A 16,479-nucleotide genomic window follows, 5' to 3' on the forward strand; every position below is an offset into this window, starting at 1 on the left:
GGGATCACTCGCCGGTAGTGCCGTCGAGGCGTTCCCGGATCAGGTCGGCGTGGCCGTTGTGCCGGGCGTACTCCTCGATCATGTGCAGGTAGACCCAGCGCAGGTTGATGTCGTTGCCGCGCGAGCTGACGAAGGTCTCGTCCAGGGCGCGGCCGGCGACGGTCTGCCGGGCCAGCTCGATCTCGTCCCGCAGGGTGTCGAGTTCGGTCGCCGGGTCCGCCTCGGCGACGTCCTGGAGGTCACGGTCCGGCTGCTCCGGGGTGTAGTACAGCCACGGTACGTCGAGCTTGGCGAACTGTTGGCGGAACCAGTACCGCTCGTTGTCGGCGCAGTGCCGGACCAGGCCGAGCAGGGTCAGTCCGGAGGGTTCGACGCTGGCGGTGCGGAGCTGCTCGGCGGTCAGCCCGGCGCACTTGGTCAGCAGGGTCTGCCGGTGGAAGTCGAGCCAGCCGTCGAGCATGGTGCGCTCGTCCGCGACCAGTGGTGCCTGCTGCCGGTCGACGTGGGGTGCGGTCCAGGTCATCGGCACATGATCGCATGGGGGTGGTCAGCGGGTGAGCGGGCGCCGGGCCACCGTGCGCAGGGTGCCGTCCGGCGCGGTGCCCTCGATGGTCACCTCGGCGGAGCGGCCCTCGTGCCGCAGCGTGCTGACCGCGTTGCCGAAGTACGGGCCGTCGAGCTTGCGCCAGCGCACCGGCGGGCGCCTGACCCCGGCCGTCCGGGCCAGCGCCCGGGCCGCCACCGACGGGCCGCGCCACCAGCCGAGCCGGAGCAGCGGGCGCATCGGCCCGGGGATCTGGTTGTGGATCGGCGAGCAGGTCAACTGGTGTATCGGGGTGGTGGTCGGACCGCCCGGGAACCGCGCCCGGGCGACGTAGGAGTGGTGCACGTCGCCGGAGAGGACGCTGATCGACGCCGGTGGCGGGTACGCCGGTCCGGCACCCACCCGGTCGCCCGGCTGCCCGGTGGGCCCGCTGCCGAGCCGGGCGAAGACCTGGGCGAGCGCGTCGAACGACCGCCGGAACGCCGCCCAGTGCTCCAGGTCGAGCGCCCGGCGCAGCCCTTCGGCGAACGCCGCCACCCGGGGCCGGCCCGAGTCGGCCAGCCGCTCGTTCCAGGACTCCAGGTGGTGGATGCCGGGCGGCAGCAGCCAGGGCAGCGACGAACCGACCACCAGATGGTCGTACTCGCCGTGCACCTGGTCGGTGAACCAGGCCCACTCGGTCGGCGGCAGCATCGCCCGGTGTGTCGGGTCGAGTACCCGACTGCACCGGTTGTCCAGCACCACCAGCCGGGTACGGCCGACGTCCAGGGAGTAGCTCCACTGGTAGCGGCCGGGCGGGGCGGCCTCGGCCGGGGTCTCGCCCCGGCCCAGCGCGGCGTCGTAGCCGGTCGCCTCCGCGTCGACCCGGGTGCCGAACTCGCGCAGTACCGAGGTCGCGTCCTCGGCGGCGACGACCTTGGCGTAGACGGGGTCGGCCGCGATCTCGTCCGGTTCGAGGTTGCCGAGGTGCTGGTAGACCCAGTACGACGCGAGCCCGCTGGAGATCCGCTCCGACCACCACGGCTCGCGGTGCGTCTCGGTCCGCCACGGGTTCGAGGTGTTCCAGTCGTCGATGATCTCGTGGTCGTCGAAGATCATCACGCTGGGCACGGTGGAGAAGAGCCAGCGGATCTCCGGATCCCGCCACGACTCCAGATAGAGCTTCGTGTACTCGTCGAAGCTGACCACCTGGTCGGCGGGAGCGCCGGCACTGCGGTCACGGCGGCGGCGCAGCAGCTTGCGTACCGTCGGGGAGGTCTGGTCGGCGTAGACCTGGTCGCCGAGCAGCACCAGCAGGTCCGGCCAGTCGTCGGCGGCGTCCGCGGGCCCGCTCCGCTCGCCCGGCCGCCCGGCCGCGACCGACGCCATCAACCGCCGGGCGTACGCGTCGAGCGCGTCCGGCGGCAGCTTCCGGGCGGTGGAGTGCTGGGTGGTCTCCCGGCACGAGCCGAAGACCAGCCGCGCCCCGAGGTCGTCGGCCGGACGGGTCCGGATCACGCTCGGCGGGAACTTCGCCCCGGGCTCCGGCCAGACCTGCTCGCCGTCCAGCGAGACCTGGTAGGGCGCGGCCCGGCCCGGCTCCAGCCCCTCCACCACGACCAGCGCGTAGTGGTGGTCGAAGGCGCTGAAGGTGACCGCCTCGCCGGCCGCGCCGTCCGCAGTCTCGACCCGGACCAGGGCCGGAGCGCTGGTCTCCACCCAGACGGTGGCCCTGGAGCCGACCACCCGGCGCAGGACCGGGCCGATCAGGAGCCGGGCGGTGGGCATGCGACGACCTCCGAGCGAGGGTAGGGGGTGGTGGACACCCGGTTGCCCGCGGTGCTTACCGGAGCTTCGCGGCGAGCCTACTCGGGTGTAACACCCGGGCACAGGTGCGGCGCCCGCGCCAACCCGTCCGGCGTCTGACAGGATCGCCGGTATGGACAACCTCGTCGTCATGCTGGTCGTGGCCGGCGTGCTGGTGCTCCTCGCGGTGGGCCTGATGGTCGGTCTGGTGGTGACCCGCCGAGGTGGCCGGGCCGCCCCGCCGCTGCCGCCGATCCCGCCCGCCCCGCCGGTGCCACCGGTGCCACCCAGCCCCACGGCGGCACCGCCGACAGACGTGCTGACCCCACCCGCCGAGGCGCCGCCGGCACCGACCGAGGTCGAGGCGCCGGTGGTGGTGGAGCGGCCGGAGCCGACCGCCGGGCGGATGGTCCGGTTGCGGGCCCGGCTCTCCCGGTCGCAGAACGTCTTCGGCAAGGGCCTGCTCAGCCTCCTCGCCCGGGACCATCTGGACGAGGAGGCCTGGGAGGAGATCGAGGACAGCCTGATCGGCGCCGACGTCGGGGTCGAGGCGACCCGGGAGATCGTCGACCGGCTGCGGGAGCGGACCGCGGTGCTGGGCACCCGCAGCGCGACCGAGCTGCGGGCGCTGCTCGCCGCCGAGCTGGTGGGGGTACTCGACCCGACGCTGGACCGGTCGCTGCGGGCGACCCGGGACGGTGCCACCCCGGCGGTACTGCTGGTGGTCGGGGTGAACGGCGCCGGCAAGACCACCACCTGCGGCAAGGTGGCCCGGGTGCTGATCGCCGACGGCCGTACGGTGCTGCTCGGTGCCGCCGACACGTTCCGGGCCGCCGCCGCCGAGCAGCTCACCACCTGGGCCGGCCGGGTCGGCGCCGAGGTGGTCCGGGGCCCCGAGGGGGCGGATCCGGCCAGCGTCGCCTTCGACGCCGTGCAGCGCGGCATCGAGTCCTCCGTCGACACCGTGCTGATCGACACCGCCGGCCGGTTGCAGAACAAGGTCGGCCTGATGGACGAGCTGGGCAAGATCAAGCGGGTGGTCTCCCGGCACGGCCCGGTGGACGAGACCCTGCTGGTGCTCGACGCCACCACCGGGCAGAACGGCCTGGAGCAGGCCCGGGTCTTCACCGAGGTGGTGGACGTCACCGGCGTGGTGCTGACCAAGCTCGACGGCACCGCCAAGGGCGGCATCGTGATCGCGGTACAGCGCAAGCTCGGCATCCCGGTGAAGCTGGTGGGGCTCGGCGAGGGCCCCGACGATCTTGCGCCGTTCGATCCGGCGCAGTTCGTCGACGCGCTCCTCGGCACCGAGCCACTTGGCGTGGACGCGTAATCTCGGGGGACTGATCGCAAACCCCGCCCCGCTCCCGGGCGCGGGCCTGGTGACGCTGTTCCAGCGCCGCTCCTTCAGGAGAGACGTACGTGACTTCGCAGGAGATCCCGCTGCACGGCGGGAACGTCAGCACCGTCGTGCGGGTGGGCGACACGGTCCGGCGCAACGCCGGGCCGTGGACCCCGTCGGTGCACGCCCTGCTCCGGCACCTGGAATACGTCGGCTTCACCGGCTCGCCCCGGGCCCTCGGGATGGACTCGCGCAACCGCGAGGTGCTGTCGTACCTGGAGGGGGAGTGCGGGGAGTACCCGCTCGCCCCGCACTGGGTCACCGACGAGGCGCTGGTCACCGTCGCCACCATGCTGCGGATGTTCCACGACGCGCAGTACGGCTTCCAGCCGCCGCCGAACGCGGTCTGGCGGTCGTTCGGGCCGCCGCCCCCGGACACCGAGGTGATCTGCCACCACGACGCCGCCCCGCACAACGTGATCTGGCGGCCGGACGGCACCCTGGCCTTGATCGACTTCGACCTCGCCTCGCCGGGCGCCCGGATCTACGACGTGGCGTACGCGGCCTGGACCTGGGTGCCGCTCTTCTCCGACCGGGACTCCTACACCCTCGGCTGGCAGCGGCCCAACCGGCCGCGCCGGCTGCGGCTCTTCGCCGACGCGTACGGGCTGATCCCCCGGGACCGGCACCGGCTGGTCCGGACCATCCGGAAGCGGATCGTGGACCACGTCGAGGGGATCCGCCGGATGGCGGCGGCCGGTGACCCGGCGTTCGTCCGGATCGTGCACAAGGGGCACCTGCGGCGCCCGATGCGCGATCTGCGGCTGCTCGACTACGAACGGCACACCCTGGAGTACGCGCTCCGGTAGCGGTTGTCGCTGTCCGTACATCGACGGTGGGCTATTCGGCTGGTATGCCCCTGTCCGTTCCATCGATAGTGCGAGCTTCTTCACACGTTGGAAACAACCCGTGACGCCGTGGAAACCGGGCGGGCACCACGCGTGAAACCTCCAGCCAGGAAGCTTCCGCGCAACCGGCGTACGGGCGATGCTGCCTTTCGTGGGCCGGGAAGGAGGGTAACCAACTTTAGGAGGCCAGCGTGCCTGAAGCACCGACGATCGACTCCGGCAACACCGTGTGGCTGCTGGTGTCGACGGCGCTCGTGTTGCTCATGACGCCCGGTCTGGCGCTGTTCTACGGCGGCCTGAACCGGTCCAAGGGCGTGCTCAACATGATGATGATGAGCTTCTCCGCGATCGGGCTCATCTCTGTTCTGTGGTGGTTCTACGGTTTCAGCGTGGCGTTCGGCACCGACGTGAACGGCTTCTGGGGCGACCCGGCGCAGTATCTCGGCACCAAGACCTTCCTCGCCGAGACGGACCTGTGGGGTGCGACGGCCGAGAACCCGAGCGGCATCGGTGTCCCGCTCTACGTCTTCATGGCGTTCCAGATGGTCTTCGCGGTGATCACCGTCGCGCTGATCAGCGGCGCCATCTCCGACCGGGCCAGGTTCGCCGGCTGGCTGCTCTTCGCGTTCGGCTGGGCGACCCTGGTGTACTTCCCGGTCGCGCACTGGGTCTGGGGCGGCGGCATCATCGGCGGTGACATCCACGCGCTGGACTTCGCCGGTGGCACGGCGGTGCACATCAACGCCGGTGCGGCCGCGCTCGGTGTCGCGCTGGTGCTCGGCAAGCGGCTCGGCTGGCCCCGGGAGGTCATGAAGCCGCACAACATCCCGCTGGTGGCCCTCGGCGCCGGCCTGCTCTGGTTCGGCTGGTTCGGCTTCAACGCCGGCTCGGAGCTGACCGTCGACTCGGTCGCCGGCCTGGCCTTCATCAACACCCAACTCGCCACCGCCGCCGCCGTACTCGGCTGGATCGTGGTCGAGTGGATCAAGGGTGGGAAGCCGACCCTGGTCGGTGCCTCCTCCGGCGCCATCGCCGGCCTGGTGGCGATCACCCCGGCCTGTGGTTTCATCGCGCCCTGGGCGGCGGTACTGCTCGGCCTGGTCGCCGGTGCGGTCTGCGCGCTCGCGGTCAGCCTGAAGTACCGGCTCGGCTACGACGACTCCCTCGACGTGGTCGGCGTGCACTTCGTCGGCGGCTGGATCGGCTCGCTCTGGCTCGGCCTCTTCGCCACCAACAGCGTCAACGGCGCGATCACCGACGTGGTGGGTGCCTCCGACGGCCTCTTCTACGGCGGCGGGGCGACCCAGCTCGGCCGGCAGGCCCTGGCCGGTCTGATCGTCACCGTCTGGTCCTTCGGCATCGCCTGGCTGCTGGCCTTCGCGATCGAGAAGACCATCGGCTTCCGGGTCTCCCAGGAGGCCGAGGTCGACAGCATCGACATCGCGGAGCACGCGGAGAGCGGGTACGACCTCTCCACGGCCTCCGGCAGCGGCGGCGGCGCCTTCGCGATGGCCGGAATCGGGACGCCGAACAGCAGCACCCCGGCGGCCGAGCCCGCCGCCCCGGTCAGCGAGAAGGTCGCCGGCTAACGTTTCTGCGATGGAGGGGTTGGATATGAAGCTGGTGACCGCGGTCATCAAGCCGTACCAGCTGGACGCGGTGAAGGAGGCGCTGCACGCCCTGGGCGTGGCCGGCCTGACCGTCAGCGAGGTCCAGGGGTACGGACGGCAGAAGGGCCACACGGAGGTGTACCGGGGTGCCGAGTACACCGTCGAGTTCCTGCCGAAGATCAGGGTCGAGGTGCTGACCGACGAGATCGACGTCGACAAGGTGGTCGACGCGGTGGTCACCGCCGCCCGGACCGGCAAGATCGGTGACGGGAAGGTCTGGGTGACCGGCGTCGAGGACGTCATCCGGGTCCGTACCGGCGAGCGCGGCCTCGACGCGCTCTAGGCGACCGTCACGATGACCAGGGGACCCGTGCCGACGACCACCGGTCAGCTCGACCCGAGGCCCCTGGTCGTCTCCGGCATCGGCGCCGCCGCCCGCGAGCAGCGGGCGGCGGCGCTGGACGCCTGGCTGACCGGGCTGCTCGCCGCCGGGCTACGGGAGACGACCACCGGCGGTCGGGGCGGCGCGGATCCGACCACCGTCGAGGGGGTCGCCCTGGTCGCGGTCGGCGGACTCGGCCGCCGGCAGTGCGCACCCTGCGGCGACCTCGACCTGGTCCTGCTGCACTCCGGGGTGCCCGGGATGGACGAGCTGGCCGCCGCGCTCTGGTATCCGATCTGGGACGCCCGGCTCGGCCTCGACCACTCGGTACGGACCATCCCCGAGGCGCTCTCTGTCGCACACGACGACGTCAAGGTCGCACTCGGCCTGCTCGACGCCCGGCACGTCGCCGGGGACCGGGAACTCGCCGCCCGGCTGGTCGAGGCCGCCGCCGACCAGTGGCGGCGGACCGCCGTACGCGCGCTGCCGGCGCTGCGCGAGATCACCGCGACCCGCTGGCAGGCGCACGGCGAACTGGCGTTCCTGCTGGAGGGCGACCTGAAGGAGGCGGCCGGCGGCCTGCGGGACGTGGCGCTGCTCCGGGCCATCGCCTTCGCCGGGATCAGCGACGCGCTCCGCCCGGCGGTCCGGGCCGCGCACCTGCGGATGCTGGACACCCGGGACGCCCTGCACACCTCGGTCGGCCGCCGCGTCGACCGGCTGCTCGCCCAGGAGCGGGCCGCCGTGGCCGGCCTGCTCGGGCTGCGCCAACTCCGGCCCGGCACCGTCGGCCCCGCCCCTCGACAGCTTCCCCCCGACGGCGACGGTCCGGCCGACGGCGGGGACGTCGCCTGGGAGGCTGCCGGAGACGGCGAAGAGGCGGCGCGGGCCGTCGCCGAGCCCGGCGACGCGCTGCTGCGCCAGGTCGCCGGGGACGCCCGGACCATCAGCCACGCCCTGGACGACGCCTGGCGGGCCGCCGACCGGCTCCGCTCCGGGCGGCGCCGGGGCGCCGACGGCCGGCCGCTGCGCCGCCCGGTCGCCCGGGACGTGGTGGAGCAGGACGGCGAACTGGTCCTCGCCCGGACCGCCATAGGGGCCCGCCCCGACCCCAGCCTGTCACTGCGGGTCGCCGCCGCCGCGGCCAGCGCCCGACTGCCGATCGCCCGGGCCACCTGCGAGTGGCTCGCCGCGTACTGTCCACCGCTGCCGACGCCCTGGCCGCCGGCCGCCCGGACGGCGCTGATCACCCTGCTCGGTGCCGGCCCGGGGCTGGTCGGCACCTGGGAGACCTGCGACCGGTACGGCCTGGTCGACGGGTGGCTGCCGGAGTGGCCCCGGATGCGCAGCCTGCCGCAGCACAACCCGGTACACCGCTACACGCTGGACCGGCACCTGGTGCAGGCCGCCGCCGAGGCGACCGGGTACGCCCGCGAGGTGGACCGGCCCGACCTGCTGCTGCTCGCCGCCTTCCTGCACGACGTCGGCAAGGGGCTCGGCGGGGACCACAGCGTGGTCGGGGCGCCGATCGCGGCCCGGATCGCCGCCCGGATCGGGCTGCCGCCGGCCGAGGTCGACCTGATCGAGCGGCTGGTACGGCTGCACCTGCTGCTGCCCGAGGTGGCGACCCGGCGGGACCTCGCCGATCCGGTCACCATCGCCCGGGTGGCCGAGGCGGTCCGGGACACCGGCACGCTGAGCCTGCTGCACGCGCTGGCCCGGGCCGACGCGCGCGCGACCGGGCCGGCCGCCTGGTCGGACTGGAAGGCCCGGCTGATCGCCGAACTGGTCCGCCGGGTGCATACCAGGCTCGACACCGGCCGGCTTCCCGAGCCGCCGACCCCGGACCCGGCGCTGGTGGCGGGGCCGCTGCCGGCCGTACACCTGGAAGGGGAGCGGGTGGCGGTGGCCGCGGCGGACCGGCGGGGCCTGCTCACCGCGGTCGCCGGCTGCCTGGCCCTGCACCGGCTGGAGGTGCTCGCCGCCGACGCCAGCATGGTCGGCGAGACCGCCCTGGTCGAGTTCCTGGTCCAGCCGCGCTACGGCACTCCGCCCGACCCGGTCGCGCTCGCCGCCGACCTGCGGCGGGCGGTCACCGGGGACGTCTCGGTGACCCAGCGGCTGCGCGGGCGCGCGCTGGCGGCCCGGGGCGGCGGGTCGCCACCCCGGGTGGTCTGGCACCGGGCCGCCGCCACCGACGCCGTGGTGCTGGAGCTGCGGGCCGCCGACGCCGGCGGGCTGCTCTACCGGGTCAGCAGCGCGCTCGACGAGGCCGGCGCCCAGGTGCGGGCGGCCCGGATCTCCACCCTCGGCGGTGACGTCGTCGACGCCTTCTACCTGGTCGGGAGCTGGCCCGACCAGGCCGAGCGGGACCGGGTCGAGGCAGCCGTGCTCGCCGCCGCCGGCTGACCGGCGCCGGGCCGGCCGACTACGTCAGCGGGCGTAGCCGGAAGGCCGCCCGGCGGGCGACGCCGCCGGTCCCGCCGGGCGGGACCGTCGGGGGCATGACGGAAACACCACCCAGCCCGGCCGGGCCGCCGCATCCGGTGCGGACCAGCGGGCTGACCAAGCGGTACGGCGACCTCGTCGCCGTCGACGCGCTCGACCTCACCGTGTTCAGCGGCGAGGTGTACGGGTTCCTCGGCCCGAACGGCGCCGGCAAGACCAGTACCCTGCGGATGCTGCTCGGCCTCGTCCGGCCCACCGCCGGCACGGTCCGGCTCTTCGGCGGGCCGCCCGGCGCCCCCGGCCAACTCGCCCGGGTCGGCGCGCTGATCGAGGGACCGGCCTGCTACCCCCACCTCTCCGGCCGGGACAACCTGCGGGTGCTGGCCCGGCTCACCGGTACCCCGCCGATCCGGATCCGGACCGTGCTGGAACTCGTCGACCTGGCCGACCGGGCCGGCGACCGGTACGCCAGCTACTCGCTCGGGATGAAGCAGCGGCTCGGCGTCGCCGCCGCGCTGCTGAAGGATCCCCGGCTGCTGATCCTGGACGAGCCGACGAACGGGCTCGACCCGGCCGGGATGGCGGACATGCGGGCCCTGATCCGCCGGCTCGCGGCGGCCGGCTGCACCGTACTGCTCTCCAGCCATCTGCTCGGCGAGGTGCAGCAGGTCTGCGACCGGGTCGGCGTGGTGTCCCGGGGCCGGCTGGTCGCCGAGAGCACGGTCGCGCAGCTGCGCGGTACGGCCGGCCTGCGGGTCCTGGCCGAGCCGCTGGGCGGTGCCGAGGAGCGGGTACGGGCACTGCTCGGCCCCGACCGGGTGCGGGTGGTCGACGGCGGGCTGGACCTGTCGGTCGACCCGGACCGGGCCGCCTGGCTCAACACCGAGCTGGTCGGCGCCGGAGTGGCGGTACGCGAACTGCGTCCGCTGGAACGCGACCTGGAGCAGGTGTTCTTCGAACTGACCGGAGGGACCGACCATGTGGGCTAGCTGTGCGGCGGAGGCGGTCAAGCTGCTCCGCCGACCGGGGACCTGGCTGCTGCTCGCCGTGGCGGTCGTACTCAGCCTGGTCTTCACCTATCTCGTCCCGTACGCCGCCTACGCCGACGGTTCCGCCGGGGTGCGCAGCGACCGGGCGCTCGACGCGCTGCTGCCGGCCCGGCTGGTCGGCAACTCGATCGGCGGACTGCCGGTCTTCCTCGGCGCGATCTGCCTGATCCTGGCGGTGCTCACCGTCGGCAGCGAGTACGCCTGGGGAACCTGGAAGACCCTGCTCACCCAGGGGCCGTCCCGGCTGTCGGTCTATCTGGGCAAGCTGCTGGTGCTGGCCGCCGCGACCCTGGTGCTGGTGCTGACCCTCTTCGCGGTCGGCGCGCTGACCAGCCTGCTGATCGCGGGGGCGCAGGCGCAGCCGGTGCACTGGCCGGCGGTCGGTGACGTCGCGGTCGGGATCGGCGCCGGCTGGCTGATCAGCATGGTCTGGGCCGGCTTCGGGGTGCTGCTGGCGGTGCTGCTGCGCGGGGTGGCGCTGCCGATCGGGCTCGGCCTGGTCTGGCTGCTCGCCGTGCAGAACCTGCTGGCCGGCGTCGCCGCGCCGATCCTGGCCTGGGTGGCGGAGCTCCAGAAGGGGCTGCCCGGGCCGAACGCGGGGGCGTTGGCGGCGGCGCTCGGTGCCGGCCCGGAGACGCCCGGTGTCGCCGCCGTCGTCGGCGGTGGCCAGGCGGCGGTCGTCCTCGCCGGGTACCTGCTCGGCTTCGTCCTGTTGGCCGGGGCGTACCTGCACCGCCGGGACATCCTCTGAGCATTCGACGGGCGCGCCGACGGTTGCACGGCCGCCAGACAGGGGTGCCGGCATGACATCCTCGGCACAGATGGCGACGCGGGGACGGGAGGCGGACGGCGGGCTGCGCCGGGCCGACGGGCGGTGGAGCAGCCTGCTGGCCGACGCCGCGCTCGCGCTGGTGCTGCTGCTCGTCGGGTACGTCGGCACCCGCGCCGCGGCGCAGAACTTCCCGCACGCCGCCCCGGTCGACGGCTGGGCCGACCTGCTGGTCACGGTGGCGGCGCTGGCGCTGGTGGTACGCCGCCGCTGGCCGCTGGTCACGTTGGCGTTCGGCACCGTGGCCGCCTCGGCGTACCTGGTGGCCGGATATCCGTACGGGCCGATCCTGTTCTCGTTCTTCGTCGCCGTCTACACCGTCGCCCGGCACCTGCCGATCCGCCGGGCGGTGCTCGGCTGCACCCCGGCCCTGGCGGCGGTACTGGTGCACGTCTTCGTCTCCCTGCGCGAACCGGTGGGGCTGTCCGGTCTGCTGCCGGGCGCGGCGTGGATCGTCGTACCGTTCGCGGTGGGGGTCACGGTGCGCAACAACCGGGAGGCCGCCGCCCGGGACCGGATCGAGCAGGCCCGCCGGCTCGCCGACGACGAGCGGCTGCGGATCGCCCAGGAGGTGCACGACGTGGTCGGGCACGGGCTGGCCGCGATCAACATGCAGGCCGAGATCGCCCTGCACCTGCTGGCGAAGCGCCCGGAGCAGGCGGAGACGGCGTTGACGGCGATCAGCCGGACCAGCCGGGAGGCGCTGGACGAGCTTCGGGTCACCCTCTCGGTGGTCCGCCGGGACGCCGCCGTCGACCGCGCGCCGGTGCCCGGACTGGACCAGGTGGCGGCGCTGACCGCCCGGCTGCGCCAGACCGGGCTGACGGTCACCCTGGAGTGCGAGGGCGACCGCCGGCCGCTGCCGGTGGCGGTCGACCTGGCCGCGTACCGGGTGGTGCAGGAGTCGCTGACCAACGTGCTGCGGCACGCCGGCACCGCCGCCGCGACGGTGCGGATCGGGTACCTGCCGGACGAGGTGACGGTGGAGGTGGTCGACACCGGGCACGGCGGCTCGGGGGCGGCCGGTCCGGGCGAGGGGCACGGGCTGACCGGGATGCGGGAGCGGATCGACGCGCTCGGCGGTGCGCTGGAGGTCGGGCCGCGTCCCGGCGGCGGGTTCCGGGTCTTCGCCCGGCTGCCCGCGCGGGCACGGGACTGACGGGGGAGCGGCGATGACCGGAGAGCGGCGATGACCGGGGAGGACGGTGGGATGACCGGGCGGAGCGGGCCGATCGGGGTGCTGATCGCGGACGACCAGGACCTGGTCCGGCTGGGGCTGCGCGCCCTGGTGGAGAGCGAGTCCGACCTGCGGGTGGTCGGTGAGGCGGCCGACGGGCTGGCCGCGCTGGCGGTGGCCCGGCGGGAGCGCCCCGACGTGGTGCTGATGGACGTGCGGATGCCCGGGATCGACGGCATCGAGGCGACCCGGCGGATCGTCGCCGACCCGGAGCTGGCCGGTACCCGGGTGGTGGTGCTGACCACCTTCGAACTCGACTCGTACGTCTTCGAGGCGCTGCGGCACGGTGCCAGCGGCTTCCTGACCAAGGACACCAAGCCGGTCGAGCTGCTTCGGGCGATCCGGCTGGTGGCTGGCGGCGAGGCGCTGCTCTCCCCGTCGGTGACCCGGCGGGTGGTCCGGGAGTTCGCCACCCGGCCGTCCCGGGTGCTCCGGCCGCATCCCCGGCTGGAGACGCTGACCGAGCGGGAGCGGCAGGTGGTCGGGCTGGTCGGCGAGGGATTGAGCAACGACGAGATCGGCAGCCGGCTGCTGGTCAGTCCGGCGACGGCGCGTACCCATGTCAGCCGGGCCATGGTCAAGCTCGGCGCCCGGGACCGGGCCCAGTTGGTGGTGTACGCCTACCAGTCCGGCCTGGTCGAGCCCTGACGCCGGGCCCTCGGCGCCCGGCCGGGGGTAGGTTGACCGCGAGACTGTCGAGCTGCCCCGCCTGTGCGCCCGCCCACCACCCGCCCGCTCCGCCCACCACCCGCCCGCTCCGCCCACCACCCGCCCGCTCCGCCCGGCCCGCTCCGCCCGGCCCGGCCGGGGCGGGGTCGAGGCGGCGGGAGATGCGGGCGGCTACCCTTGCGGTGGCCGGGCACCCGTGCCTCGGCCATGCCATGCTCGGGTAAATACGACAAACGGGATGCTGCGCCGTGTTTGACACTTTGAGTGACCGCCTGTCCGGGATCTTCACCAAGCTGCGTGGCAAGGGTCGCCTCACCGACGCCGACATCGACGCCACCGCCCGGGAGATCCGGCTGGCGCTGCTGGAGGCGGACGTCGCGCTGCCCGTGGTCAAGTCCTTCATCGCCAGCGTGAAGGAGCGGGCCCGGGGTGCCGAGGTCTCCCAGGCGCTCAACCCGGCCCAGCAGGTAATCAAGATCGTCCACGAGGAACTCGTCGCGGTGCTCGGCGGCGAGGGCCGCCGGTTGCAGTTCGCCAAGCAGCCCCCGACGGTGATCATGCTCGCCGGCCTCCAGGGCTCCGGTAAGACGACCCTGGCCGGCAAGCTGTCCGGCTGGCTGAAGGGGCAGGGACACCAGCCGCTGCTGGTCGCCGCCGACCTCCAGCGGCCCAACGCGGTCAACCAGTTGCAGGTGCTCGGCGGCAGGGCCGGGGTCGAGGTCTTCGCGCCGGAGCCCGGCAACGGGGTCGGCGACCCGGTCCAGGTCGCCAAGGCGTCGATCGAGCACGCCCGGCGGGCCGCCCGGGACATCGTCATCGTCGACACCGCCGGCCGGCTCGGCATCGACGCCGAGATGATGGCGCAGGCCGCCGCGATCCGGGACGCGGTCGAACCGGACGAGATCATCTTCGTGATCGACGCGATGGTCGGTCAGGACGCCGTACGCACCGCCGAGGCGTTCCGGGACGGCGTCGGGATCACCGGCGTGGTCCTCTCCAAGCTCGACGGTGACGCGCGCGGTGGTGCCGCGCTCTCGGTACGGCAGGTCACCGGTCAGCCGATCCTCTTCGCCTCCACCGGCGAGAAGCTGACCGACTTCGACGTCTTCCACCCGGACCGGATGGCCAGCCGGATCCTCGGCATGGGTGACGTGCTCACACTGATCGAGCAGGCCGAGCAGGCCTTCGACGCCGATCAGAAAGAGAAGATGACCGCCAAGCTGATGGGCGGCGAGCAGTTCACCCTGGAGGACTTCCTCGACCAGCTCATCGCGGTACGCCGGATGGGCCCGATCGCCAACGTCCTGGCCATGATGCCCGGGATGGGGCAGATGAAGGACCAGCTGGCCGAGGTCGACGACAAGCACTTCGACAAGGTCACCGCGATCATCCGGTCGATGACCCCCGGCGAGCGGACCAACCCGAAGATCATCAACGGCTCGCGGCGGGCCCGGATCGCGAACGGCTCCGGCGTCACCGTGATGGACGTGAACCAGCTGCTCAACCGCTTCGCCGAGGCGCAGAAGATGATGAAGCAGATGGGCGGCATGATGGGTCTGCCCGGCGGCCGGCGCAAGGCGACCAAGTCGCCGAAGAACAAGCGCAAGGGCACCAAGGGCGGCGGCCGGCCCCGGGTCGGCGGCCCGGCCGGTGGCTTCCCGGGCGGCATGCCGCAGTTGCCGCCGGGGCTGGACCCGAACGCGTTGCAGGGCGGCCAGGGCCTCCCGCCCGGCTTCAAGCTGCCGAAGATCGACTTCAACAAGCTCGGCAAGCGTCCGGACGAGAAGTGACGACGACGGACACAATGTCCGTCGTCGGGGACAGCGGGCGATAACCTGACCGCGTAGGGTGACGGCGACACCGGGAAGGAGTGGTCATGTCCGCGGCGCCGATGCTGCCGGAGCGGCAGGAGTGGACGGTCGACGACCTCGGCGAGCTGCCGAAGGACCTTCCGTACGAACTGGTCAACGGAAGGTTGATCGTGCCGTCCCCCACCCACCTGCACCAGGACCTCTGTGTCCGCATCCTGCTCGCACTCGAAGCGAACTGCCCGCCGGAGTACGTGGTCAGCATCGACCTGTCGATGCGGGTCGACCGGCGCAACGAGCCCCGGCCCGACGTGGTGGCGCTGCGCCCCGAGCACGTCACCCGCAGCCCGGTCCCGGTGCAGGACGCGATCCTCGCGGTCGAGGTGATCTCCCCCGACTCCACCTTCCGGGACATGTACGCCAAGGCCCGGGTCTACGCCCACGCCGGGGTGCCGACCTACTGGGTTGTCGACCCGCTGCACGAGCGGATGACGCTCACCGAGTTCGTGCTCGGCCCGTCCGGCGAATACGAGCCGGCCGTGCACACCGACGACGTCTTCAGCACCGAGCGGCCGTGGAAGGTGACCATCGACCTGCCGGCCCTGACCACCCGCTGGGCCGGCCTGCGCGGGCGCGCCGAGGCATAGTTCCGGATCCAGGGGTGTTCCTCGGCGGGGCGGGCCGGGGTGCGACGGGTGGGCCGACCCCGATCGGGTAGGAATGTGCGCATGGCGCTGCACGTACGAGGGGTCGTGCTCCCGGACGACGAGGTCCGCGACCTGTGGCTGGTCGGCGACCGGGTCACCTTCACCCCGGTCCCCGGAGCGGTGACGGTGGCCGATCGCGGCTTCGTGTTGCCGGGGCTGGTCGACGCGCACTGTCACCCGGGCATCGCCCCCGGCGCGGTGCCGATCACCTCGCTCGACCAGGCCCGCGAGCTGGCCCGGATCGACCGGGACGCCGGGGTGCTGGCGATCCGGGACGCCGGCTCGCCGTTCCCGTACCCGGAGTTGGAGGACGAGCCGGACCTGCCCCGACTGGCCCGCGCCGGGCGGCACGTCGCGCCGCCGAGGCGGTACCTGCGGGGCATCGCGGTGGAGGTCGAGGCGGCCGACGTGCCGGCGGCGGTGACCGAGCAGGCCCGGGCCGGCAACGGCTGGGTCAAGCTGGTCGGCGACTGGATCGACCGGAACGTCGGCGACCTGGCACCCTCCTGGGATCCGGAGACCGTGGCCGCCGCGGTGGCCGCCGCGCACGCGGCCGGCGCGCGGGCCGCCGTGCACACCTTCTCGGAGTCGGCGGTCGAGGTGATGGTCCGGGCCGGGGTCGACTCGGTCGAGCACGGCACCGGGGTCAGCCTCGACCTGATCGACGAGATGGCCCGGCGCGGCACCGCCCTGGTGCCCACGATGATCAACATCGACACCTTCGGCGAGATCGCGGAGCGGGCCGCCGCGAAGTTCCCCGGGTACGCCAAGCACATGCTCGCGCTCCGCGACAACTTTCCCACCGTGGTCGGCGCGGCGTACGAGGCCGGGGTGCCGATCTACGTCGGCACCGACGCGGGCGGCGGGATCGACCACGGGCTGGCCGCCGAGGAGATGCTGCTGCTGCACGAGCGGGCCGGCATGTCCCGGGTCGACGTACTGGCCGCCGCCTCCTGGCGGGCCCGGGACTGGCTCGGCTTCCCCGGCCTGGTCGAGGGGGGCCTCGCCGACCTGGTGGTGTACCCCACCGACCCCCGGACCGACCTGCGGGTCGTACGCGCGCCGGAGCGCATCGTGCTGCGCGGCCGGGTGGTGCGCTGACCGGCCCCCCGCCGGGCGGGTACGGGCAGCAGCGGGCCGGGCGCGTCGGCTCGGGCGTCG

14 protein-coding genes are annotated in these 16,479 nt (G+C 73.6%); 12 read left to right on the plus strand and 2 right to left on the minus strand.

Annotated features, from left to right (window positions below; translation table 11 throughout):
• Positions 1-4 precede the first annotated feature (4 nt).
• Positions 5-523 (minus strand): DinB family protein, encoded by a 519-nt coding sequence (locus C6W10_RS13840; RefSeq protein ID WP_107263930.1) that lies wholly within the window; start codon positions 521-523, stop codon positions 5-7.
• Positions 524-547: 24 nt separating this feature from the next.
• The gene (locus tag C6W10_RS13845) at positions 548-2,311 is read right to left on the minus strand and encodes an alkaline phosphatase D family protein (protein ID WP_107258427.1); all 1,764 of its coding nucleotides are present in this window, start codon (positions 2,309-2,311) and stop codon (positions 548-550) included.
• 151 nt (positions 2,312-2,462) lie between these two features.
• Between C6W10_RS13845 and ftsY the strand changes: the two genes are divergently transcribed.
• The 12 genes from ftsY (at position 2,463) to C6W10_RS13905 (ending at position 16,419) form a co-directional block, all read left to right on the plus strand.
• Positions 2,463-3,662, plus strand: a complete 1,200-nt coding sequence (gene ftsY / locus C6W10_RS13850; RefSeq protein ID WP_107258428.1) for a signal recognition particle-docking protein FtsY — start codon at positions 2,463-2,465, stop codon at positions 3,660-3,662.
• A gap of 89 nt (positions 3,663-3,751) precedes the next feature.
• Complete coding sequence (locus C6W10_RS13855; protein ID WP_101370291.1) at positions 3,752-4,540, plus strand: aminoglycoside phosphotransferase family protein; 789 nt, start codon at positions 3,752-3,754, stop codon at positions 4,538-4,540.
• A 230-nt stretch (positions 4,541-4,770) separates the two neighbouring features.
• Complete coding sequence (locus tag C6W10_RS13860) at positions 4,771-6,168, plus strand: ammonium transporter (RefSeq protein ID WP_107258429.1); 1,398 nt, start codon at positions 4,771-4,773, stop codon at positions 6,166-6,168.
• Positions 6,169-6,193: 25 nt separating this feature from the next.
• A complete protein-coding gene (locus tag C6W10_RS13865) occupies positions 6,194-6,532 on the plus strand; it encodes a P-II family nitrogen regulator (protein WP_196205300.1) in 339 nt (112 codons plus the stop codon).
• A 12-nt stretch (positions 6,533-6,544) separates the two neighbouring features.
• On the plus strand, positions 6,545-8,980 hold the full coding sequence (locus C6W10_RS13870; RefSeq protein WP_107258430.1) for a [protein-PII] uridylyltransferase: 2,436 nt from the start codon (positions 6,545-6,547) through the stop codon (positions 8,978-8,980).
• Between the two features lie 95 nt (positions 8,981-9,075).
• On the plus strand, positions 9,076-10,008 hold the full coding sequence (locus tag C6W10_RS13875) for an ABC transporter ATP-binding protein (RefSeq protein ID WP_107258431.1): 933 nt from the start codon (positions 9,076-9,078) through the stop codon (positions 10,006-10,008).
• Positions 9,998-10,819 carry an ABC transporter permease gene (locus C6W10_RS13880; RefSeq protein ID WP_107258432.1) on the plus strand — a complete coding sequence of 274 codons (822 nt, stop codon included), beginning with the start codon at positions 9,998-10,000 and terminating at the stop codon, positions 10,817-10,819. The genes C6W10_RS13875 and C6W10_RS13880 overlap by 11 nt, the downstream gene beginning before the upstream one ends.
• A gap of 70 nt (positions 10,820-10,889) precedes the next feature.
• Entirely contained in the window at positions 10,890-12,056 is a 1,167-nt protein-coding gene (locus C6W10_RS13885; protein ID WP_107258433.1) for a sensor histidine kinase, read from the plus strand.
• A 30-nt stretch (positions 12,057-12,086) separates the two neighbouring features.
• Complete coding sequence (locus tag C6W10_RS13890) at positions 12,087-12,782, plus strand: response regulator transcription factor (protein ID WP_234361747.1); 696 nt, start codon at positions 12,087-12,089, stop codon at positions 12,780-12,782.
• Positions 12,783-13,051: 269 nt separating this feature from the next.
• Positions 13,052-14,593: a signal recognition particle protein gene (gene ffh / locus C6W10_RS13895; protein ID WP_107258434.1), complete on the plus strand. Its 1,542-nt coding sequence runs from the start codon at positions 13,052-13,054 to the stop codon at positions 14,591-14,593.
• Between the two features lie 86 nt (positions 14,594-14,679).
• On the plus strand, positions 14,680-15,258 hold the full coding sequence (locus C6W10_RS13900; RefSeq protein ID WP_107258435.1) for a Uma2 family endonuclease: 579 nt from the start codon (positions 14,680-14,682) through the stop codon (positions 15,256-15,258).
• Between the two features lie 81 nt (positions 15,259-15,339).
• Positions 15,340-16,419: an amidohydrolase family protein gene (locus C6W10_RS13905; protein ID WP_107258436.1), complete on the plus strand. Its 1,080-nt coding sequence runs from the start codon at positions 15,340-15,342 to the stop codon at positions 16,417-16,419.
• The last annotated feature ends 60 nt before the right edge of the window (positions 16,420-16,479 follow it).

The organism is Plantactinospora sp. BB1 (genome assembly GCF_003030385.1).
Taxonomy (GTDB): domain Bacteria; phylum Actinomycetota; class Actinomycetes; order Mycobacteriales; family Micromonosporaceae; genus Plantactinospora.